Annotated in this window: 24 protein-coding genes and 1 tRNA gene; 2 read left to right on the top strand and 23 right to left on the bottom strand. The window is 62.7% G+C overall.

What is annotated here, in order from left to right; genetic code table 11:
• Positions 1-133 precede the first annotated feature (133 nt).
• The 8 genes from AFIC_RS07565 to AFIC_RS07530 form a co-directional block, all read right to left on the bottom strand.
• A tRNA-Pro gene (locus AFIC_RS07565) sits at positions 134-211 on the bottom strand.
• Positions 212-312: 101 nt separating this feature from the next.
• Positions 313-2,247: an acyltransferase family protein gene (locus AFIC_RS07560; protein WP_275248507.1), complete on the bottom strand. Its 1,935-nt coding sequence runs from the start codon at positions 2,245-2,247 to the stop codon at positions 313-315.
• Positions 2,248-2,451: 204 nt separating this feature from the next.
• Complete coding sequence (locus AFIC_RS07555) at positions 2,452-3,213, bottom strand: MerR family transcriptional regulator (RefSeq protein WP_275248506.1); 762 nt, start codon at positions 3,211-3,213, stop codon at positions 2,452-2,454.
• Positions 3,214-3,323: 110 nt separating this feature from the next.
• A complete protein-coding gene (locus tag AFIC_RS07550) occupies positions 3,324-3,668 on the bottom strand; it encodes an integration host factor subunit alpha (RefSeq protein ID WP_275248505.1) in 345 nt (114 codons plus the stop codon).
• A gap of 129 nt (positions 3,669-3,797) precedes the next feature.
• A complete protein-coding gene (locus AFIC_RS07545) occupies positions 3,798-4,775 on the bottom strand; it encodes a beta-ketoacyl-ACP synthase III (RefSeq protein WP_275248504.1) in 978 nt (325 codons plus the stop codon).
• Positions 4,772-5,833: a phosphate acyltransferase PlsX gene (gene plsX, locus AFIC_RS07540; protein WP_275248503.1), complete on the bottom strand. Its 1,062-nt coding sequence runs from the start codon at positions 5,831-5,833 to the stop codon at positions 4,772-4,774. The genes AFIC_RS07545 and plsX overlap by 4 nt, the downstream gene beginning before the upstream one ends.
• A gap of 186 nt (positions 5,834-6,019) precedes the next feature.
• Positions 6,020-6,601 (bottom strand): YceD family protein, encoded by a 582-nt coding sequence (locus tag AFIC_RS07535; protein ID WP_275248502.1) that lies wholly within the window; start codon positions 6,599-6,601, stop codon positions 6,020-6,022.
• Between the two features lie 4 nt (positions 6,602-6,605).
• Positions 6,606-7,142 carry a ubiquinol-cytochrome C chaperone family protein gene (locus AFIC_RS07530; protein ID WP_275248501.1) on the bottom strand — a complete coding sequence of 179 codons (537 nt, stop codon included), beginning with the start codon at positions 7,140-7,142 and terminating at the stop codon, positions 6,606-6,608.
• Between the two features lie 131 nt (positions 7,143-7,273).
• Between AFIC_RS07530 and AFIC_RS07525 the strand changes: the two genes are divergently transcribed.
• Positions 7,274-7,750: an outer membrane protein assembly factor BamE gene (locus AFIC_RS07525; protein WP_275248500.1), complete on the top strand. Its 477-nt coding sequence runs from the start codon at positions 7,274-7,276 to the stop codon at positions 7,748-7,750.
• 163 nt (positions 7,751-7,913) lie between these two features.
• Here the strand turns inward: AFIC_RS07525 and AFIC_RS07520 are convergent, their stop codons facing one another.
• Genes AFIC_RS07520 through AFIC_RS07510 form a run of 3 tightly spaced genes read right to left on the bottom strand, consistent with a single transcriptional unit; the run spans position 7,914 to position 10,291 of the window.
• Positions 7,914-8,918, bottom strand: a complete 1,005-nt coding sequence (locus AFIC_RS07520; RefSeq protein ID WP_275248499.1) for an ABC transporter substrate-binding protein — start codon at positions 8,916-8,918, stop codon at positions 7,914-7,916.
• Positions 8,919-8,963: 45 nt separating this feature from the next.
• Positions 8,964-9,863 carry an NAD(P)-dependent oxidoreductase gene (locus tag AFIC_RS07515; RefSeq protein ID WP_275248498.1) on the bottom strand — a complete coding sequence of 300 codons (900 nt, stop codon included), beginning with the start codon at positions 9,861-9,863 and terminating at the stop codon, positions 8,964-8,966.
• A 14-nt stretch (positions 9,864-9,877) separates the two neighbouring features.
• On the bottom strand, positions 9,878-10,291 hold the full coding sequence (locus tag AFIC_RS07510; protein ID WP_275248497.1) for a carboxymuconolactone decarboxylase family protein: 414 nt from the start codon (positions 10,289-10,291) through the stop codon (positions 9,878-9,880).
• A 135-nt stretch (positions 10,292-10,426) separates the two neighbouring features.
• Between AFIC_RS07510 and AFIC_RS07505 the strand changes: the two genes are divergently transcribed.
• Entirely contained in the window at positions 10,427-11,176 is a 750-nt protein-coding gene (locus tag AFIC_RS07505) for a GntR family transcriptional regulator (RefSeq protein WP_275248496.1), read from the top strand.
• 43 nt (positions 11,177-11,219) lie between these two features.
• On the opposite strand, the gene AFIC_RS07500 is transcribed toward AFIC_RS07505, so the two are convergent.
• The 12 genes from AFIC_RS07500 to ldtR all read right to left on the bottom strand — a co-directional run bounded on the left by AFIC_RS07500 (position 11,220) and on the right by ldtR (position 21,543).
• Entirely contained in the window at positions 11,220-11,372 is a 153-nt protein-coding gene (locus tag AFIC_RS07500) for a hypothetical protein (RefSeq protein ID WP_275248495.1), read from the bottom strand.
• A gap of 217 nt (positions 11,373-11,589) precedes the next feature.
• On the bottom strand, positions 11,590-13,710 hold the full coding sequence (locus tag AFIC_RS07495; protein WP_275248494.1) for a sodium-translocating pyrophosphatase: 2,121 nt from the start codon (positions 13,708-13,710) through the stop codon (positions 11,590-11,592).
• Positions 13,711-13,914: 204 nt separating this feature from the next.
• Positions 13,915-14,886 (bottom strand): thiamine-phosphate kinase, encoded by a 972-nt coding sequence (thiL, locus tag AFIC_RS07490; RefSeq protein WP_275248493.1) that lies wholly within the window; start codon positions 14,884-14,886, stop codon positions 13,915-13,917.
• A gap of 3 nt (positions 14,887-14,889) precedes the next feature.
• The gene (gene nusB, locus AFIC_RS07485) at positions 14,890-15,390 is read right to left on the bottom strand and encodes a transcription antitermination factor NusB (protein ID WP_275248667.1); all 501 of its coding nucleotides are present in this window, start codon (positions 15,388-15,390) and stop codon (positions 14,890-14,892) included.
• On the bottom strand, positions 15,390-15,881 hold the full coding sequence (ribH, locus tag AFIC_RS07480) for a 6,7-dimethyl-8-ribityllumazine synthase (RefSeq protein ID WP_275248492.1): 492 nt from the start codon (positions 15,879-15,881) through the stop codon (positions 15,390-15,392). The genes nusB and ribH overlap by 1 nt, the downstream gene beginning before the upstream one ends.
• Positions 15,882-15,999: 118 nt before the next feature.
• Entirely contained in the window at positions 16,000-16,608 is a 609-nt protein-coding gene (locus tag AFIC_RS07475) for a riboflavin synthase (RefSeq protein WP_275248491.1), read from the bottom strand.
• A 13-nt stretch (positions 16,609-16,621) separates the two neighbouring features.
• Positions 16,622-17,752 carry a bifunctional diaminohydroxyphosphoribosylaminopyrimidine deaminase/5-amino-6-(5-phosphoribosylamino)uracil reductase RibD gene (gene ribD / locus AFIC_RS07470; RefSeq protein WP_275248490.1) on the bottom strand — a complete coding sequence of 377 codons (1,131 nt, stop codon included), beginning with the start codon at positions 17,750-17,752 and terminating at the stop codon, positions 16,622-16,624.
• On the bottom strand, positions 17,749-18,225 hold the full coding sequence (gene nrdR / locus AFIC_RS07465; protein ID WP_275248489.1) for a transcriptional regulator NrdR: 477 nt from the start codon (positions 18,223-18,225) through the stop codon (positions 17,749-17,751). The genes ribD and nrdR overlap by 4 nt, the downstream gene beginning before the upstream one ends.
• A gap of 24 nt (positions 18,226-18,249) precedes the next feature.
• Positions 18,250-19,551: a serine hydroxymethyltransferase gene (glyA, locus tag AFIC_RS07460; RefSeq protein WP_275248488.1), complete on the bottom strand. Its 1,302-nt coding sequence runs from the start codon at positions 19,549-19,551 to the stop codon at positions 18,250-18,252.
• 529 nt (positions 19,552-20,080) lie between these two features.
• Entirely contained in the window at positions 20,081-20,281 is a 201-nt protein-coding gene (locus AFIC_RS07455) for a hypothetical protein (RefSeq protein ID WP_275248487.1), read from the bottom strand.
• Positions 20,282-20,328: 47 nt separating this feature from the next.
• A complete protein-coding gene (locus AFIC_RS07450) occupies positions 20,329-20,832 on the bottom strand; it encodes a hypothetical protein (protein WP_275248486.1) in 504 nt (167 codons plus the stop codon).
• 198 nt (positions 20,833-21,030) lie between these two features.
• Positions 21,031-21,543 carry a transcriptional regulator LdtR gene (gene ldtR, locus AFIC_RS07445; RefSeq protein ID WP_275248485.1) on the bottom strand — a complete coding sequence of 171 codons (513 nt, stop codon included), beginning with the start codon at positions 21,541-21,543 and terminating at the stop codon, positions 21,031-21,033.
• Positions 21,544-21,743 lie beyond the last annotated feature (200 nt).

Raw genomic sequence — 21,743 nt, 5'->3', positions numbered from 1 at the left:
GTGGGCGAAGGATGAGCCGGTTCAGGATTCGAGGCAACTGCCAGCTCGGAGGCGCGAATGGGTACAACAAAGCGCGCCACTCGCGCAGGTGGCCTGCACCCGGCGGTGTTTCAGATCGTTCTTGGCAGGAAAATGGTCGGAGCGGCGGGATTTGAACCCACGACCCCTAGTCCCCCAGACTAGTGCGCTAACCGGGCTGCGCCACGCTCCGACAACGGGCACTGATTAGGGAAATTGGCGGCATAAGGCAAGGTGAGAACGGGCAAAATGGCCTTGGCTACCTCACCGATTTGGGGCCGAAAACCGCCATTCTCACTGGGGCGGTTCCTTCTTGCGATATTCCGGCATGATGGCCGCTGCATTCTGCGCGATAAAGAATTTTGACGCGGCAGGCGTCAGATGGCCGTCGTCGCGCGATATCGGCAGGCCGTCGCTGTCCGGAACAGTGATCAGACAGCCCTCACGATTGCACAGGGTCGCACTCGGAGAAATGAAGCTCGCGCCCTCGGCTGTCGCGACACGTTTGACCATATCCTCTGCCGCGAACGCCGGCGCATCGAGATAGTTCGAATCCCGCTCAGCCAATTTGCCGATGTGAGCCGGGCGATTGAAAACGCTGAACTGAAAATTCCGTAGCGGGATCGCGGATGGGGCCAGCTTCCAGTGCGGAAACTGCCCGAACACGACGATGTGCTGTACGCCTATGGCCTTCAGCCATTCGAGCGTCCGGGTAAATCTCTTTTCATCCATCGACGCATATCCGCGCGTCCCGTCGTAAGCCGACCATCGCGCCGCGATGATAACGGTATCGGGACGCAGCAACTCGATCTTCTGCCGCGCGAACGCATTCGCTCCGTTGCAATAGCGTGGACTCGGCGCGAGCGCGTCCACCATCGGCACACAGGCAAACGCAATGTAGCGCGCGAGACGGAAGTCCCGCCGGTCCTGTTGCAGGGCCCGCAAACCGGCGATCAGATGAAAGGCGTGTGAATCGCCCCAGACCAGAACGAGCGGCGCACCGGCCGGTCCGATCCCGTCGCATTCGGCGGATGGCCTGATGTCGGCGCCGTACACGCACACCTGAGCCGCCTCGCCATCCCTGCCCGTATCGATCACACGCTTCTGAATCTCTTGCGGGAAACGATCCGGGAGGCCGTCTTTCGCGTACACCGCCAATCCCAGACCTCCGCAGACAGCAAGAAGAATGGTAAGCGAAACCACCTTGGCGGAGAGATGCCCGCCCGAGCGGAGCGGACGCTCGATAAATTTGTATGTGAGATGCGCGAGAACACCGGCAGCAACGATCAAGCCAATCGACAAGAGAACCTTCGGCTCGTTCTGAAAGCGAATGATGCGCGCGAACACCAGAAGCGGCCAGTGCCACAGATAAAACGGATAACTGATGAGGCCGATATAAACGAGTGCGCGATGGCTCAGGATGCGATTGGCCCGCGCATTCTCGCCCGATGCAATCAGCAGAATCGTTCCCGCCACCGGCAACAACGCCCACCATCCGGGAAATGCCCTGTCGCGATCGATCGCCACCATCGCCGCCGCGAGCAGCAGCAATCCGGCCCATCCCGCCCATTCCTTCTCAAGAACCGGGCGGCCGACACGGGCATGGAGCAGCGCGAGCACCGCCCCCGCTCCCAATTCCCAGAAGCGGCTGAACGGCAGGAAGAATGCGGCGACGGGATTGCTTGCGGTTTGCGCGACATTCACGCCGAACGACAATACAGCGAGCCCGATCGCAACAGCGAGCGCCGCGCGGTGGCGCACCAGCAGCATCAGAACCAGCGGCCAGACCAGATAGAACTGCTCCTCCACGCCCAGCGACCAGATGTGCAGCAGCGGGTTGAACTCCGCGCTCGGCGCGAAATAGTTCTGTTGCAGGTACAGCGCGATGTTGGCGACAAAGCCCGCCGACGCCGCCGAGTTGAGACCCAGCGCGCGATAGGCATCGGGCAGCATGAACAGAAAGCCCATCCCCAGAGAGACGAGCAGAACGAGAACCAGCGCCGGAAAAATGCGCCTGATTCTTCGACCATAGAACGCCGCGACACTGAACCGGCCTGCGGCAACATCCTGACGGATCAGGCCGGTAATCAGAAAGCCGGAGATGACGAAGAATACATCGACGCCGACGAAGCCGCCGCGAAACACGGATGGAAAATAGTGAAAGCCGACGACGAACAGGACGGCAACCGCACGCAGGCCATCCACGTCTCGTCGGTAAGGCAATGACACGTCGATCAATCCCGCAGGCGTGACTGGTGTGCTTGTTCAAAAGTTCGCCTCATTCTCTCCGCGAACCCTTCAAGCGAACTTCTGAACATAAACCACACGAGAATCATAGACCCGCTGGCGTCCTTTCGAATCCGAAGTCGCCAGGGGGAAGTGCGCTGAGTGATGAGGAGAACTTCAGATTCGGGGTGCTAGGCCGCTATGCAGTCAGCCGCCCATGGCCCTGTCGAGCAGAGCACGCGCGCTCAGCAGATCATCGAGAACGGATTTCAGCTTGGCCTGCCCGTCGCCATGAGTCCTTGCCTGCTGGAACGCCTTCTGCTGCAAGCCACCATGTTGAAGCGTCTGGCGCACGCCCGGCGGCGCGTAGGCATCGGCTCCATTGTGATACGCAGCGGCCTGTATGACGGCCGGTTTCGTCACCGTCGCAACCGGAACATCGGGAGCACGCCTTGCAGCGGCGGCCGGCATCGGGCCGATGCGCTCCGACATCGAAGGCACGAAATCCATCGACGGCCGCAGCGGCGGACTGTCGGCCGCGACCTCGATCTCGTCCGATTCCTCCTCGGCCTCGTCCGCGTCGTCGATCTCTTCCTCTTCGACCTCGGCGGTCTCGTCCTCGTCGGAGGCGAATTCATGCGCATCGTGTCGCGGCGCCGCGTCGAACGATGGGCCGGAGAACGACGCAGGTGCGAGCACTGTCTCTTCGAGATTCTGGACGGCCTTGACGCCATGCTCGCGCAGGATGCGCTGCACGCCGCGAATGGTGTAGCCCTCGCCATACAGCAGGCGGCGGATTCCGCGCAGCAGCTCGACATCGTCGGGCCGGTAGTACCGGCGGCCGCCGCTGCGTTTCATCGGCTTGATCTGAACGAAGCGCGTTTCCCAAAACCGCAGCACGTGAGCCGGGATATCGAGATCGTCAGCCACTTCGCTGATGGTCCGAAATGCGTCCGGTGCCTTTTCCAAAAGGCAAGCCCCCTGTCAGAATCACGGCATGAATCATCCCGCCGCCGCAAGGGTAACGCTTTTTCAGATTTTCGGAAATGATTCGGTGCCGTAAGACCGGCGGCTGCCGCCTAGCCGGCCGCCGCGCTCGCGACCGTGGCATCGTCCTTCGCAACGGCACCGTTGTTGATGCGCTGCTTCAGGATCGCGGAAGGCTTGAACACCATGACCCGGCGCGGAGAGATCGGGACTTCGGTCCCGGTCTTGGGGTTGCGGCCGATGCGCTCGCCCTTCTTGCGGACCATGAAGGAGCCGAACGAGGACAGCTTCACCGTTTCGCCCTTCTCGAGGCAGTCGGTGATCTCTTTCAGAACGAGTTCGACGAACGCCGCCGACTCTGTACGCGACAGGCCGACCTTCTGGTAGACCGCCTCGCACAAATCGACTCGCGTGACTGTTTTTCCGCTCTCGCTCATGATCCGACCCCAGCTACAGCGTGCAAATTATGCTTAAAAATAAGAGGTTACTCGCAATGGGTCAACCATGCTCATCATGCAACCGCATGATATTCGGACGCAATATTCGGTTGCATTCGATCTAAATTTTTACCAGCGCAGCAGCGCCGAGCCCCAGGTGAACCCTCCGCCCATCGCTTCCAGCATCACCAGATCGCCCTGCTTGATGCGTCCGTCATCGGCCGCTGTCGCCAGCGCCAATGGAATCGAGGCCGCCGAGGTGTTGCCGTGCTTATCAACGGTCAGTACCACTTTTTGCGGCGCGATATCGAGCTTCCTGGCCGAGGCGTCGATGATCCGCTTGTTCGCCTGATGCGGAACCAGCCAGTCGATGTCATGAGCCGTTGTTCCCGTCGCGGCGAAGGCATCGACGATGACATCCGTGATCATGCCGACGGCGTGCTTGAACACCTCGCGGCCTTCCATGCGCAGATGACCGACAGTCTGAGTCGAGGACGGACCGCCATCGACATACAATTTGTCCTTGTGGGCGCCGTCCGAACGCAGATGCGTGGTGAGAATGCCCCGGTCGGCGCTGGTGCCCGACTGCTGTTGCGCCTCGAGCACCACCGCCCCCGCCCCGTCGCCGAACAGCACGCAGGTGCCACGGTCGTTCCAGTCGAGAATGCGGGAGAACGTCTCCGCGCCGATCACCAGCGCGCGCTTGTAGGTGCCCGCTTTCAGGAAATTGTCCGCCGTCGCCAGCGCGAAGATGAAGCCGCTGCACACCGCCTGGATATCGAACGCAGCACCATGGTGGATGCCGAGTCCGTTCTGGATCTGCACGGCGGTCGCCGGAAAGGTGTGGTCCGGCGTCGAGGTCGCGAGCACGATCAGGTCGATCGACTGCGCGTCGATTTTCGCGTCCGCGATCGCCGCCTGCGCCGCCTTGAGGCCGAGATGGGAGGTGAACTCGCCGTCCGCCGCGATGTGGCGCTGATGGATGCCGGTGCGCTGGACGATCCACTCATCCGAGGTCTCGACCATGCCGGCCAGCTCGGCATTGGTCATCACGCGCTCGGGCAAATATGCCCCATGGCCGATCACAACCGAACGCATCGTACTCACGAAACAGCCTCCTGCGCGGCCGGCACAAGGGTCAGCGACCCGCCGTCACGGTTGAGAGTTTGATTGATCTTTGTCAGGAGATCGTAGCGGACCATCTCATAGCCAACATCCACGGCGGACGCAAAGCCCTCGGCGTCGGTGCCGCCATGGCTTTTGATCACAACGCCGTTGAGGCCGAGGAACACCCCGCCATTGACCTTGCGGGGGTCCATCTTGTCCCGCAGCGCCTTGAAGGCGCTCTTGGCGAACAGGTAACCGAGCTTGGAGCGCCAGGTCCGGCTCATGGCGCTCCGCAGGTACTCCGCGATCTGGCGGGCGGTGCCCTCGGCGGTCTTCAGCGCGATATTGCCGGAAAATCCTTCCGTCACGATCACGTCCGCCGCGCCCTTGCCGATGCCGTCACCCTCGACGAAACCGATGAAGTCGAGTTCCGGCAGGTCCATGGAGCGCAGCAGCTCGGCCGCCTCCTTCACCTCCTCGACGCCCTTGACCTCCTCGACCCCGATATTGAGCAGGCCCACGGTCGGGCGTTCGATATCGAACAGCACCCGCGCCATCGCGCCGCCCATGATCGCGAGCGAGGCCAGATGGCGCGCATCACCACCGATCGAGGCCCCGACATCGAGCACCACGGATTCGCTGCGGATCGTCGGCCACACGCAGGCAATCGCCGGGCGGTCGATGCCGGGCAGCATCCGCAGGTTGAAACGCGACATCGCCATCAGCGCGCCGGTATTTCCCGCCGACACCGCGACGTCGGCCTCGCCCTTGCGGACGGCATCGAGCGCCAGCCACATCGAGGAGGTCTTGCGGCCCCGGCGCAGCGCCTGGCTCGGCTTTTCCTCCATGGTGATGGCGACATCGGTGTGCACGACCTTTGAGGCCGCCTTCATGGCCGGATGCTTCTCAAGCTCCCGGCTGATCGCGGTGCTGTCGCCGAACAGGATAAATTCCGTGTCGGGATGCCGTGTCAGTGAGATTCCCGCGCCCGCGACCACCACGGGGGGGCCGAAATCGCCGCCCATGGCATCGAGCGCAATGCGAACCTTCTGGGCCATGGGCAGAGTAAAAACCTGATTGTGCAGCGAGCCCGATGAGTTTGCGACTGATCGGAAAACGAACCGCGATTGGCAATGCGAGACGGCTACAGAGGGACAGTCATACCGCCGTTCCCTGAACAATAGCCGCTTCGGAAGCCGATACAATATCTTGACCGGCCTATCTCGCTCCTTGAACTTCTTGACTCAGTCCTTTTTCCGCCTTTTCGAGGCGCCTTCCGGCCCCTGCCGGAGGGCTTTCAGGGCCGCGAACGGGTGCTCCTCCGGGGCGGAGGCGTCGACCGTCGCGGTGAAAGCCGCATCCGCCTTGCGGGGATAGGGGTCGATTCCAAGGAACAGGATGTCGGTCGCGAGCCGCCCGAGGTCGATGGCCCCGTTGACGATGATTTCCGGCGGGTCCGGCTCGTCCTCGTCGATATCCACTTTCGGCGTGGCGGCCGCGGCCGAATCCGCCTCGGCGAAAATCACGTCGATGTCTTCCTCGACCCGGTTTTCCAGAGGCTCCAGCGTCACCACGCAATCCTGACCGACCAGCCCGCTGACATGCCCCCGCGCCTCGATGCCGCCGCCCCGCACATGGGTGAGATGAAAGCTCGCCTGCGCTTCCAGAACCTCCCGCAGGCCCGCGATCTCCGCCAGCGCCGCGCGCTCGGCGGCATTGGCCGCGAAGGTGACGTGCGATCCGGCAGCCGGAATCTTCGCTACCGCGACCGGATGGCTCCAGGGATTGTCACGAGGATTATCGCGATGGGGCTGATGTCCGCTCATCCGGTTATCCTTCCGCCAAACCGCCGACAGGCGGAAACTGCCATTCGCCCTGCGCGAAAGCCGCCTGATCGACCTTGTAAAGCTGCGCCAGCGCTTCCGCCACATAGGCGGCCAGCCGCTCCGCATCGGCGGCATCGGCCTCGTTGAAGATATTGCGGTTCAGCGCCGCCGCCAGCTCCGCATGGCCTTCCTCCAGCGCTGCGTCGTAGGCCGCCGAGCGGCCATAGAAAGCCTCGCCGAACTTCCGCATCCGCTTCGGGACGGTAAGATCGCCCACGCCCATCTCGCGCAGATTGTCGTCCATGTCGGTGCAGAAACGGTCGAACAGCTTCTGGGCCGGTTCCTCTCCCGCCGGGTCCTGCCGCAGCACCCGCAGCGCCATCCACAGATGCAGCAGCACCATGTCGAAGCGGCCGTCCACCGTGTCGGGGACATGGAGTGCGGCATAGAAGGCCGGCTGCCGGGCCTGCGCCACGATCATGCCATAGATGGCATCGATGGTACGCTGCGCCGGGGCCGATTTCTTGAGAAACGAGAACATCTTCCGATCCGTTGACCTGTCCGCCGGTGCGGGTATGCGGTTCTATGGTTGCAATGAAGCGTGCCGCCGGGTACGTCAACCGCTCCTGCGATGCAAGAACCTCGCGACTGCAAGAAAGGCCTTCGCCTGAGATGACGTTTCGCGCCCTCACCCCCTCCTGCCCCCGTTCCCGCTCGATATCGGGCACCCTTCGCGGCACCGTTGCCGCGCTGGCTCTCGGTCTCGTCCTTGCCGGATGCACCAGCGAGCAGTTCCAGAGGGGCTACATCCTGCCGCCCGGCGCGCTGGAGCAAGTCCAGATCGGCGCGAGCCAGGATCAGGTGCTGGTGGTGCTGGGCACGCCGTCCACCGTCGCGACACTGGACGGCGACGTGTTCTATTACATCTCGCAGCGCACGGAGCGGAAGGTCGCCTTCATGCATCAGGAGGTGATCGACCAGCGCGTCATCGCGGTTTATTTCGACAAGAACCGCACCGTCCGGCGCGTGGCGAACTACGGCCTGAAGGACGGCAAGATTTTCGACTTCATCAGCCGCACCACGCCGACCAGCGGCCAGGAGATCAGCTACCTCGCGCCGATCTTCAAGCTGGTCAGGTTCCGCGACTGATTTTCAGTGACGCACCGGTCGTGGCGGGCTGAATACGCCTCCCATTGACATGGGAGGCGAGCAGTCTCTGTCCGGGGCGTGAGCGCAACGCCGGCGGGCGTCGGCGCCGATCTCCTCGTTCATCGCAGAACCCGGATGGGCCGGCGAGCCGGACCAGAATATTCTAGTTGCCGTCAGCGATGGAAGGATCGTCGAAGAAGATGTCGGTGATCTTCGTCGCCTTCGTTTTAATCGATCCGGCCTGGTTCATGAACTGAAGGATGGACAGGAATCCCCTGGGAGTGGTCGTCCACTTGTTTTTGGGATCGCGGATGATCTTCTCGGCGTCGGCGGCCGGCATCTTGGAACTTTCCACCTTCACCCAGAGCGCGGCGATGCCCGCCGGATCGGCTTTGATCATCTCCTCGCTTTCCCGAACCGCGGCCACGACGGCTTTCGTCACCTTTGGATTGGCCTGCACGAATTTCGACGTCGCCCAGAGAATATTGTTGGAGTGTTCGCCACCGGCGACGTCGTAGCTGTTCAGAACGAGGTGCGTTTTCTTGTCTTTCAGTTCGAGCGTCTGGAATGGCTCGGTTCCGAAATGGGCATTGATTTCGGTGTGGCCGCTCAGCATCGCGGCCATGGCGTCGGGATGCCCCATGGAGACGGTCAACGGGTCGAGCTTGTTCTGCTGGCCGCGCCCGAACTGCTTTTCGGCCGCCATCTGAAGAACAACCGCCTGAATCGACGTCTTGATGGCGGGCAACGCGATCTTGTCGGACGGTGAGAAGTCGGCGATGGTTTTGATCTTCGGGTTCGTCGTGATCAGATAATAGGGCATCAGGTTCAGCCCGACGACGCCCTTCACCTTCAGATTGTTTTGCGTTTTATCCCAGATCGTGAGCAGCGGTGGAATTCCGCCCGATGCGAAATCGAGATTTCCGGCGAGAAGCGCCTCGTTCATTCCCGAACCCGCGCTGAAGCGAAGCCACTCGGTTTTGACATCGAGGCCTTCCTTTTTGGCCTGTTTCTCGATGAGCTTGTGTTGCTCCATGACGGTGAGGGTCAGATAGGAAATGCCGAATTGCTTGGCGATTCTGACTGTCGAGGTTTCGGCGGGTGAAGCCGTCGGAAACACCGCGGCGATCAGGAGAGTCAGTAAGCCAGCAAATTGCCTGCGCATCATTCCATCCTCCAAGGTTTGTCTGGCCGCCCCACGCGGCTCTTTTCGTCATTTTCTCCGTTCGATTACGACGCCGGCCGGCTCCTCGATCATTTTCACGATGACAGTGTGATCGCTGTCCGCTCCAAACCGTTCGTTGGACTTCTTCCATGTCGCGGCGACTGCCTTCGACACTTCGAGGTCGAGGCCCATGCTCTCAATTTCCTCGAGGCAAAGCCTCACATCCTTGAACATGAGGCCCGTCGAGAACCCGTGATCGAAGGTCCGATTGAGGACTGCGCGCGGAAACTTGTCTTGCGTCGCATTGTTGCGTCCGCTTGAGGCGTTGATGACCTCAACCATGATCGATGGATCGATACCTGCCTTGACACCGGCGGTAATCGCCTCGGCGGCGATCGCCATCGAGGTCGCCGCCATCAGATTGTTGCACAGCTTCATCATCTGGGCCGCACCGGGCGCTTCCCCGATGAAGGTCGGTTTGCCGAAATGAGCGAGCAGAGGCGCGATTTCCTCGAAGCTGTTCCGCGGACCGGACACCATGAGGGCGAGCGTGCCATCGACAGCTTTCGCGACACCTCCGCTCACGGGACAATCGATGAACGTCACGCCGGTCCCGACCAGCCCGTGGGCGATTTCAGCGGCGACTTTTGGTCCCGTCGTCGAGAGATCGACGATGGTTTTCATCATTCCACCGCCGCTCATCAACCCGCGCTCTCCGAGAACGACCGATTTGACGACGTCGGGCATCGGCAGGCTGACGAAAACCGTCGAAGCCTCGCGGGCGACTTGTTGCAGCGAATCGGCGTGTCTTGCGCCCGCGCGCACGAGGTCCGCCAGAGCGTCCTGCCTCGTGTCGTAAACGACTACGCCGTGACCTGCGTCGAGCAGCCGGCGAGTGAGCGGCTCGCCCATTTTGCCGAGCCCGACAAATCCCAGAACCTGTGCCATGTGCTTCTGCGGCGTCAGATGCCGCGCTCCTTGAAGAGCTGGGAGGCTCGCTTGAAGGCGTCGAGCGATGCAGGTACGCCGCAGTAGATCGCGACCTGAAGGAAAATTTCCTTGATCTCGTCCTTGCTCACGCCGTTGGTCAGCGCGCCCGCGAGATGCAGATCGAGTTCGGGACCCCGGTTAAGCGCGGCGAGCATCGCAAGATTGAGCATCGACCGCGTCTTCTTCGGCAGGCCGGGGCGCGACCAGACGTAGCCCCAGCAATACTCCGTCGTGAGATCCTGGAAGGCCATCATGAACTCGTCAGACCCCGCCAGCACCTTGTCCACGGATGCGCCCCCCTGCACCTCCTTGCGGGTTTGAAGGCCCTTTTTGAACAGGTCGCTCTTTTGGCTGAGGTCGATTCCGTCGGTGCTGTTTGCGGTCATGGCGCGCCCTTTAAATTTCATGTCATATGACATATGTCATATATATGACTTTGTGTCGAGTCGAAACCTGTGGGATTTTTCGCCCTGTCCCCGATCAATCTTTGCGAATGCACCCTTCTGTGCGAAAGGTTCATCATGAAGCGAGCTGCAACAAAGGCGTCACAAGCACAGGCGGTTCTTGAAAACCGGCCGCTCTATTTGCAAGCGCGGGACGCGCTGATGAATCAGATCGCGAAAGGGACATTGCAGCCGGGAGATTTCCTGCCGAGCGAGCAGCAACTGGCGGCCACTCTCGGTATTTCAATCGGCACGGTGCGAAAGGCGACCGAGGAACTGGTCGCGCAGGGCATCCTGGACCGGCAGCATGGCCGCGGTACCCAGATCGTGCCGCACACGAGCGATCGCTCCAGATTTCGCTTCTTCCGATTCATCCATGCGGATGGGCGGCCAGCCCGGCTGACAACCCGGCTCCTGACGCGAAAAGTCCAAAGCCCCAGCCGGGAGGAGCAGCAGCGCCTCTCCCTGGACAAAAGCGATCAGGTGACCGTCCTCACCCGGGTGCGCAGCGAGAAAGGCGTGCCGCTGGTATTCGAAAGGATTTCCATCCCGGCCAGACGCTTCGCGAGACTTTCGATCGAACCCAGCCGGGACATGGTGGAGGAAATCTACGTTCTCTATCAGAAACAGTGCGGCGAGATGATTCGCAGCGCCGTGGACGAGATCGAATACAATGTGGCCCCGCCCCCGGTCGGCAAGGAATTGGGCCTTGCCACCGGATCGCCCGTCCTGCTGGTAAAACGAGTCGCGACATCGCTCGCGAACGAACCAGTCGAGTTCAGACAGAGCTGGACTCAATCGCTTCGATACCGCTCGCGTCTCGATTAACGCGCTTCGTCGCTGATATCTTTATGGGTACAGAAGGTCGCGGCTAAACCGCGACCAGCCCGCGCGCCACGAAGTCGTACCCCTGCTCCCAGCGGGCATGCTGTTCAGTGCCTTCCGGATAGGGATTCTTGCGCGGCTCTTGATTGAAGCGCGCGAGTTTCCCCTGCTCGAACGGATCGCTGTCATCGGTCGCCATGGTTTCGCTCCCTGAGGCTTCGCTTCCTCACGCCGGTCGCTTCCGGCCCTGACCTCCAACGCAACAGGCAGGCGGTGGGTTTCCGGCAATGCCCGCAAATTTTGTCGGGCATAACCGCGTCATTGTCTTAAAATTGACGCATGGCGCGAGCGATCGGCGCGCAACAAAAAAGCCCGCGGCATGCCGCGGGCTTTTCCGTCAGTAAGATAATTTACGATCAGTGCGCCAGAATCGCGAGCAGCAGCAGCGCCACGATATTGGTGATCTTGATCATCGGGTTCACGGCGGGGCCCGCCGTGTCCTTGTAGGGATCGCCCACGGTGTCGCCGGTCACGGCCGCCTTATGCGCGTCCGAACCCTTGCCGCCGAAATGGCCGTCCTCGATGTACTTCTTGGCGTTGTCCCACGCGCCGCCGCCCGAGGTCATCGAGATCGCGACGAACAGGCCGGTGACGATCACGCCGAGCAGCATCGCGCCGACCGCGGAGAACGCGGCCGACTTGCCCGCCGCGCCACCACCCGCGATCGCGTAGATCGCGAAGTAGACAACGATCGGCGACAGCACCGGCAGCAGCGACGGAATGATCATTTCCTTGATCGCCGCCTTGGTCAGCAGATCCACGGCCTTGCCGTAGTCCGGCTTGTCGGTGCCCTGCATGATGCCCGGCTTCTCGCGGAACTGACGGCGGACCTCCTCGACGATGGCGCCCGCCGCGCGGCCGACCGCCGTCATGCCCATCGCGCCGAACAGGTACGGCAGCAGGCCGCCGAACAGGAGGCCGACCACGACATACGGGCTGTTGAGCGAGAAGTCCGGCGACACGCCCTTGAAGTAGGCGTGATGCGCGGAGTCGGCGATGAAGAACTTCAGGTCCTGATTGTAGGCCGCGAACAGCACCAGCGCGCCGAGACCGGCCGAGCCGATCGCGTAGCCCTTGGTGACGGCCTTGGTGGTGTTGCCGACCGCGTCGAGCGCGTCGGTGGCCTTGCGCACTTCCTTCGGCAGGCCAGCCATTTCCGCGATGCCGCCCGCGTTGTCCGTGACCGGACCGAAGGCGTCGAGCGCCACGATCATGCCGGCCAACGCCAGCATGGTGGTGGTCGCGATCGCGATGCCGAACAGGCCGGCAAGGCTGTAGGTGACGAGGATGCCCGCGATGATGACGAGGGCGGGAAGCGCCGTCGACTCCATCGAGATCGCGAGACCCTGGATCACGTTGGTGCCGTGGCCCGTGACCGAGGACTGAGCGATCGACTTCACCGGGCGGAAGTCGGTGCCGGTGTAGTACTCAGTGATCCAGATGATGAGGCCGGTGACGGCGAGGCCAGCCACGCCGCACAGGAACAGCGACATGCCGGTGTAGTTCACGCCCGCCAGCGGACCGAAGCCGATCAACTGGTGCACGGCGATCGCGACGCCCGCGAGCGAGAGGATGCCGGTGGCGATCAGGCCCTTGTAGAGCGCGCCCATGATCGACTGGCTGGCGCCGAGCTTGACGAAGAATGTGCCCGCGATCGAGGTAATGATGCAGATGCCGCCGATGGCGAGCGGCAGCGTCATCACCTGCGTCAGGATCGGCGTGTTGCCGAAGAAGATCGCGGCCAGCACCATGGTCGCGACCGAGGTCACGGCGTAGGTCTCGAACAGGTCCGCCGCCATCCCGGCGCAGTCGCCGACATTGTCGCCGACGTTATCGGCAATGGTGGCCGGGTTGCGCGGATCGTCCTCGGGGATGCCCGCTTCAACCTTGCCGACGAGATCGCCGCCGACATCCGCACCCTTGGTGAAGATGCCGCCGCCGAGACGGGCGAAGATCGAGATCAGCGACGCACCGAAGCCGAGCGCCACCAGCGCGTCGATCACGATGCGATCGTTCGGCTTGAGGCCGTGCTGCTGGGTCAGGTGCATGAAATACAGCGTGACGCCGAGCAGCGCGAGACCGGCAACCAGAAGGCCGGTGATGGCGCCCGCCTTGAAGGCAAGCTCAAGACCGCCCGCGAGCGACTTGGTCGCCGCCTGCGCGGTGCGCACGTTGGCGCGCACCGAGACGTTCATGCCGATGAAGCCCGCGGCACCCGACAGCACCGCGCCGATCAGGAAGCCGACTGCAACCAGAATGCCGAGGAAGTACGCGAGCAGCGCGAAGATCACGACGCCGACGATGGCAATCGTCAGATACTGGCGGCGCAGATAGGCCTGTGCGCCTTCGCGCACCGCCGCCGCGATTTCCTGCATTCGCGGGGTGCCCGCATCGGCCCCCAGAACCGATGACGTCGCCCATACCGCATAGACAATGGACAGTGCTCCGCAAAGCACGATCAACCACAAAGCTGTCATTGAAATGGCCCCTGATTTTCCCGAAAGACGGCCGTGCTCCGCAATGCGCGGACGGCGTCAAAATGAGTGCAGCTCTCGGACGATCGCTTCCCCAATTCGGCGCGAACTCTGCCAAAATCACTTTGCGGACGCAATGATGCAACCCACAGTCAAATCGTCCTGCAACCTAGAACATGCCAAAGGATTAGGTGCAGCGCAGCAATTCTAGAAATGGCTGTAGGACAATCGCTTCATGGCTATCGGCATTCCCGATACATCGAGGAATACCGGCGCGGTGTTCCCCTTCTGGACCCGGCCGATCCCGGCCACGGCAACAGCCACACGCCCGGCCGCCTCGCGGAACGCGGCCCAGCGATTCTCCGGAACGGTGCAAAGCACCTCGTAGTCGTCGCCGCCCGCGATCAACATCTCTATTCCGGCGGTGCCGGACGACAGAATCCGCCGTGCCTGATCGGACAGCGGGATCGCGGACGCTTCCACCGTGGCCGACACTTTCGAGGCCGCGCATAGCTTGGCGAGATCGCCCGCAAGCCCGTCCGAAATATCCATCGCCGCGCTGGCGTGCGTGCGGACGGCTTCGGCCAGCGCGTTGCGCGGCTGCGGGGTCCGGTAGCGCGCAATCAGCGCCTCGCAGGCCGATGCATCGTCGAGCAGTTTCTTGCCCTTGAGGCAGGCGAGGCCAAGCGCGGCGTCGCCGATGGTGCCGGTGACGGCGATGATGTCGCCGGGTTTCGCGCCGTCCCGCCGCACCATGGTGCCCGTGGGCAGCTTGCCGAAGATCGTCACCGAGATCATCAGCGGTCCGGGCGTCGAGACCGTATCGCCTCCCAGCAGCGGGCAGCCGAATGCAGCGGCATCTTCCCCGAGCGCCTGCGCAAACGGCGCAAGCCATGCCTCATTGATATCGCGCAGCGCCAGCGTCAGCACGAATCCTGCGGGTGTGGCCCCTTTCGCCGCAAGATCGGACAGGTTCACCCGCAGCGCCTTGCGCGCGAGCGTCTCCGGTGGATCATCGGGCAGGAAATGCACGCCCTCGACGATGGCGTCAGTGGTGACGACGATGTCCTCGCCCGAAGCCGCCAGGATCGCGGCATCGTCGATCAGCCCCAGCGCGCCCGCATGGGTTGCGAGCGGGCGGAAGTAACGGGCGATGAGATCGTCTTCCGCCGAGGCCATTCCCTAGCCTTTCGCGAATTCATCCGTGCGAAACTGCCGCGCGATCTGGTCGAGCACGGCATTCACCATTCCCGCCTCGTCGGCTTCGACGAAGGCGTGGGCGACATCGACATATTCCTTGATGACGACGCGCGCCGGAATATCCTTGCGGTGGCTCAGTTCATACGCGCCCGCGCGAAGCGTCGCGCGCAAAATGGCTTCGATCCGCTTCAGCGGCCAGCCGCGCGTCAGCGCCTCGTCCAGCACCGGGTCGATCTTGCCCTGATCGCGAACCACGCCGGAGACGACATCGCGAAAGAACGCGGCTTCGGCCGGGAGATATTCGTCGCCCTCGACCTCGTTGCCGAGCCAGTGGCTTTCGAACTCCGCGAAGATGTCGTTGATGCCCGCGCCCGCGATGTCCATCTGGTACAGCGCCTGCACCGCCGCGAGCCGCGCGGCCCCGCGCCGGTTCGCCTTGCCGTCGGTGGGCTTGGGTGCCTTCGTTTTTGGAGCGTCGGCCATCATGGCTTCGCCAGCTTGCGCTTGATCCGGATCATCTGGATCGCGGCGCGCGCGGCATCGCCGCCCTTGTTGAGCTTGTCAGCCTGGGCGCGTTCCCACGCCTGCTCCTCGTTGTTCACGGTGATGATGCCGTTGCCGAGCGGCACGCTGCGCGCCACCGACAGATCCATCAGGCCCCGCGAGGATTCCATCGACACGATCTCGAAATGGATGGTGTCGCCGCGCACCACGCAACCGAGCGCCACCGCGCCGTCATAGGGGCGGCCGTTCTTCTTCGCGGCATCCAGCGCGATCGCGATCGCGGCGGGAATCTCCAGCGCGCCCGGCACGCTGAGAATATCGTAATGCACACCGGCGGCATCGAGTTCGGCCCGCGCGCCTTCAAGCAGCGCGTCCTGAATGTCGTCGTAGAACCGCGCCTCGACGATCACCACGCGGGCGTCGCTGATGTCGGTCTTGTCGTCCAATTGTGCCCGGCGGGGGGTGACCATTTATTGCAACTCTCTGAACTGTCATGGCCGGGCTTCGACCCGGCCATCCATTCTTCAAGCCATCTCTTTAAGAAGATGGATGCGCGGGTCAAGCCCGCGCATGACGAATTGCCTTTGTTTACTGCATTTCTGCCAAGCGTGCCGCGTAGCGGGCCATCACGTCGATTTCGAGGTTGACCCCGCTGTCCTCCCGCCATCCCTGAAGCGTCGTGACCTCCAGGGTATGCGGGATGATGAGCACCGAAAAAACATCCCCGACCGCCGTATTCACGGTGAGAGAGACGCCGTCCAGCGTCACCGAGCCCTTGGCGGCGATGAATTTCGCAAGCTCCCGCGGCGCGCGCAGCTCGAAGCGAGCCATGTCCGGCAAATTCTCGCGCACGATGATGGCGGCGATGCCGTCGACGTGACCCGAGACGATGTGGCCGCCGAGTTCGTCGCCGATTTTCAGTGCCCGTTCGAGATTGAGCCGCCCGCCCTCGCGCCAGTCCTTGGCGGTGGTGAGGCGCAGCGTCTCCGCGGCCGCATCGGCCTCGAACCATGTCCGCCCTGCGTCAATGCCCGACCGCACCACCGTGAGGCAGATGCCGTTGCATGAGATCGACGCACCATCGGCGATGGTCGCCTGATCGTAGCCGCAGCCGATCCGCAGACGATGCAACTGCCCCTGCGCGGTGGGCTTGATGGAGAGAATATCGCCGATGTCGGTGACGATGCCTGTGAACATGAACAACACTCTTTCAGACGGAGACGGCGCGGCGATAAACCGTCAGCCTGTCGTCTCCGAACATTTCCGTTTCATCCGCAAGCGAGCCGGACGCAATAGCCGTTTCCAACTGCTGCCCGTCCAGCGCGGCCAAGCCATCGCTGCCGATGTCTTTCGCGCCCTGAAACAGCCAGAACTCATCCACCAGACCGGCCTTCAGGAAAGACGACGCAACCTTCGCGCCACCCTCGACCAGAAGCCGCGTGATCCCCTGCTCCGATAATGTATGCAGCACGGCCCTCAGGTCGAGACCCGGCGTATGATCCTCCGCCGGCAGATGAAACACATGGGCACCTGCCGCACCGAGTTTTGTCGCGGCGGCGGCTTCCGCCGTCTCGGCCGCGATGAGCCACAGCGGCGTCACCCGCGCCGAATGGATCAGGCGGCTGTTGCCCGGCAGCCGCAAGGCGCGGTCGAGCACCACGCGCACCGGCGAGCGGGTTTCCATTCCCGGCAGGCGGCAGGTCAGCAGCGGATCGTCCGCCATCGCGGTGCCGATGCCGATCAGGATCGCGTCGTTCTGCGCGCGTAGCATGTGCACCCGCGCGTTCGCTGCTTCGCCCGTGATTTGAACCGGCTTGCGGCTCGCGGCGGCGATCCTGCCGTCCGCCGAGACGGCGAGTTTCAACGTCACATAAGGGCGGCCTTCGCGCACGCGCAGAAAATGTCCAGCATGAGCACGCACCGCCTCGTCGCGGCACAGCCCGACATCGACCGCAATGCCCGCATCGCGCAGCCGCGCATGGCCCTGCCCCGCGACACGCGCGTCAGGGTCTTCGATGGCCGATACCACCCGCGCGATCCCGGCCGCGATGATGGCGTCTGCGCAGGGCGGCGACTTGCCGTGATGCGAGCATGGCTCAAGCGTGACATAGAGCGTTGCGTCCTTCGCCGCCGCGCCCGCGCGCTGCAACGCCACCGGCTCGGCATGCGGGCGGCCACCGGGCTGGGTCCAGCCGCGCCCGAGGATAACGCCATCCTTCACCACCACCGCGCCCACGGCGGGATTGGGCCAAGTCCGGCCCTGCCCGCGCCGCCCGAGCGCGAGCGCGAGCTGCATGTAGCGATAGTCCTCGGGAGAGAATGCCGCCGAAGCAGCCGTCATTTTCGCGCGTTCGCGGGAACGCCCTCGTCCGACAATTCGCCGAGCACGGCCTCGAAATCCTTGGCCTCGCGGAAATCGCGATAGACCGAGGCGAAGCGCACATAGGCAACGTCATCGAGCTTGCGCAGATGCTCCATCACGATCTCGCCGATGGCCTCGCTCGAGACTTCCGCCTCGCCGCCGCTCTCAAGCTCGCGGACGATGGCGGAGACCATCTTTTCCACCCGCTCGGGATCGACGGGCCGCTTGCGCAGCGAGATTTGCAGCGAGCGCACCAGCTTGTCGCGGTCGAACGGCACCCGCCGCCCGTTGCGCTTGATGACGGTGAGTTCGCGCAACTGCACGCGCTCGAAGGTGGTGAAGCGGAAATTGCACGCAAGGCACACGCGGCGGCGGCGGATCACGGAGGAATCCTCCGTGGGCCGTGAGTCCTTCACCTGCGTATCGAGACTGCTGCAACTGGGGCAACGCATACGTAGGCCGCCTCTCGCGTTTGATTACGAATAGATCGGGAAACGATCGGTCAGTTCGCGCACCCGCTTCTTGACCTGCTCCTCGACGCCCGGCGCGGCACCTTCCGGAGACTGCGCCACCGCATTGAGAACTTCCGCGATTAATGAGGCCACCTGCTTGAATTCGGCGACGCCGAAACCGCGCGTGGTGGTCGCAGGCGTGCCGAGGCGCAGGCCCGAGGTCACGAACGGCTTCTCGGGGTCGAACGGAATGCCGTTCTTGTTGCAGGTCAGGCCCGCGCGCACCAGCGCGCGCTCCGAGATGTTGCCCTTCAGGCCCTTCGGCCGAAGATCGACCAGCATCAGATGGTTGTCGGTGCCGCCCGAGACGATCTCGAAGCCGTGGCCGCGCAGCGATTCCGCAAGCGCCCTGGCGTTTTCGACGACGTTCTTCGCGTACACCTTGAAGTCCGGCTGCAACGCTTCCTTGAAGGCCACCGCCTTGGCGGCGATGACGTGCATCAGCGGACCGCCCTGCAAGCCGGGGAAGATCGCCGAGTTGATCTTCTTGGCGATGTCCTCGTCATTGGTGAGGATCAGGCCGCCGCGCGGACCGCGCAGCGACTTGTGCGTGGTAGTGGTGGTGACGTGGGCGTGCGGCACCGGCGAGGCATGCACCCCGCCCGCGACGAGGCCCGCGAAGTGCGCCATGTCCACCATGAAATACGCGCCGACGCTGTCGGCGATCTCGCGGAAGCGCTTGAAGTCCCACGGCCGCGAATAGGCCGAGCCGCCCGCGATGATGAGTTTCGGCTTCACCTCCTGCGCCTGCTTGGCCACCGCATCCATGTCGATCAGATGGTCCTCGCGCCGCACGGTGTAGTGCTTCGGCGTGAACCACTTGCCGGACATGTTGACCGGCGCGCCATGGGTGAGATGCCCGCCGGCGGCGAGATCGAGACCCATGAAGGTGTCGCCGGGTTGCAGCAGCGCCAGAAACACCGCCTGGTTCATCTGGCTGCCGGAGTTCGGCTGCACATTGGCGAACTGCGCGCCGAACAGCTTCTTGGCGCGCTCGATGGCGAGATTCTCCACCACATCGACCCACTCGCAGCCGCCGTAATAGCGCTTGGCCGGATAACCTTCCGCGTACTTGTTGGTGAGCACCGAACCCTGCGCCTCGAGCACGGCGCGGCTGACGATATTTTCGGATGCGATCAGCTCGATCTCATGCTGCTGACGGCCGAGTTCGCCCTTGATGGCATCGGCGATCTCGGAATCGGCCTCGTTGAGCGTGGCGGTGAAAAACGTATTGGGAGCGGAAGCGGTTTTCGCGGAAGACGACATTGGAAGAATGATCTCCACCGCGGCCGGTCACGCGGCGCGGTCAGGTGAGGATGAAAGTGGAATAAAGCGGCTGCGGCATACCATATATGGGCGTCAGGGCCAAGCTGGAGCAAAAAATGTGATATTTAGTGTGCCAGCGCAAATCGCCATTTTGGGGGATTGTGCCCCGGGACCGGAGCCGCCGCGCGCCTGAGGAATATATCCTTATGATTACGCCGCGAAGGCCGCGAGTGGCCCCAAAAATCCCGGCAGCGTTGACAGGCATCCGCAACTGACGATTCGGCCGCAGCGCGCAGCTACAGCCGCGCGCACAACGACAGCATGTTCAAAAGACAACCCGCGACCAGAGCCAGCATCAGCACGAACTGGATATGGGCACGGCTTATTCGTGGAATCGCTTTCATCATGCTGCGATGATGGAAAGAGTCCGCGCAAGAGTCCCGGGCTTTATTTTTGAAAGTGCGGGGCGGCGATTCAGGACTCGTTTACGAACCGATTCTCGCTTTCAGGCCGCCCGGCTGCCTTCCGCTCAGGAAGGCTTCGCCGCCTTGCCGCTGACGAGATAGCGCCGCTTGGCGCGCTCGCCCGCCTCCATCGCCTGCGCGCGGGCGCCGAACACAGTGCCGCCGTCGAGCCGCTCTGCACCGAGCATTAGCGACCAGTGCCACTCCTGCACCTTGCTGGACTCACCGCGGCCGTCGATCTTGATTTCCAAACGTTGCTTTGACATCGGCCACCTTTAACAGCGTCTCGCGGGTATGACCAAGGAAAAGGTGATCAGTTCGCGTGATCCGGCTTCTCGTTGTCCCGCTGCTTTTGCAGATCGTCACCGACGATGGAAATATCGGCTGCGTCCGCGCTCTTGCGCATCTGCAATGTGAGCCCCTCGTCCAGCTTCCATGTGAACGTTATCGCAGGCTCCTGCCCTTCGACGCTGACCGGCTTCTTCCTGTATTGCTCCGAGATGTCGTCCGCCAGCGCCTGCGCGGAGCCTGTCGTATCGGACAGACGCAGCGTGGCGCGCGCCACCTTCTGATCGCCGCCTGCCAGATATTCCATCGTCAGCGTGCCGCGTCCCGTCGCACAGACAAACTCGCGAGCCGCCGGACGATCCTCGCAGCCCCATTTCCGCGCCTTGCCGGCCGACTCCGCCTGCTTGTGCGTCATGCCCGGAATGACGCCCAGCAGGTCGTGCTTGTCGTAAGACTGCCGCGTCAGCCCGAATATCAGCACGGCCAGGAAAATAGCGGTGGCGATGACGCCGATCTGAATTCTGTTCATGATGCCTCCGGCGCACAGGGCTACACCGATAGACGGCAAAAGAAAACGGCCCTCTCTCGCGAGAAGGCCGTTTGAACCGGAGGGCAATCCGGCTTTACGAGCAAGAATTCGGTGGCGCGTGACCGGCTTTCCACCGGAGCACTTGAAGAACGTGAGTCCTTCCGTGCGCCTTCACGCCACCGTGCAATTTGAAATCGATCAGAGCCGGTACAGGATCTGGTCGGTCCAGAAACGCTCGAGGCGATGCAGCGACTTGTTCAGCGTCGCGAACTCGTCGTTCGAGATGCCGCCGACCTGCTCCACCGTCTTGACGTGCTTCTGATAGAGCGCATCGACGATATGGCGGACTTCCTGGCCCTGCGCGGTCAGGCTGATGCGGACCGAGCGGCGATCGACGCGCGAACGCTGGTGATCGAGGAAGCCCATCTCGACGAGCTTCTTCAGATTGTACGACACGTTCGAGCCGAGATAGTAGCCGCGCGTGCGCAGCTCACCGGCGGTCAGTTCCTTGTCGCCGATGTTGTAGAGCAAGAGCGCCTGCACCGAGTTGATGTCGGAACGGCCGCGGCGGTCGAACTCGTCCTTAATGACGTCGAGCAGACGGCGGTGCAGACGTTCGACGAGCGTGAGAGCTTCGAGATAAAGCGGCTGAACCGGCGCCGAAGTTTCGTTCGCGGCAGGCGTGACCGCCTTGGCTGCGGATTTCATCATGACACTTCCCCTGTCGTTTTTACGACTTATTCGACGAAACTTTTGTCCCGCCTGATGACCGCAACGTAAGGGGCGCGTTTGAAGATGAGCCTAAAAAACACAATAAAGAGAAGGTTTATTTGATTGAGTAAACGTTTGATTTAGCCAGTGTTTTCAGCCGCTTTTGTAATATTTGATTAAGTCAATGAGGCCCCTGTTCA

Source organism: [Pseudomonas] carboxydohydrogena, assembly GCF_029030725.1.
Classification (GTDB): Bacteria; Pseudomonadota; Alphaproteobacteria; order Rhizobiales; family Xanthobacteraceae; genus Afipia; species Afipia carboxydohydrogena.
Note: the sequence above shows the minus strand (reverse complement) of the source record. Positions and strands in the feature narration are given on the sequence as shown.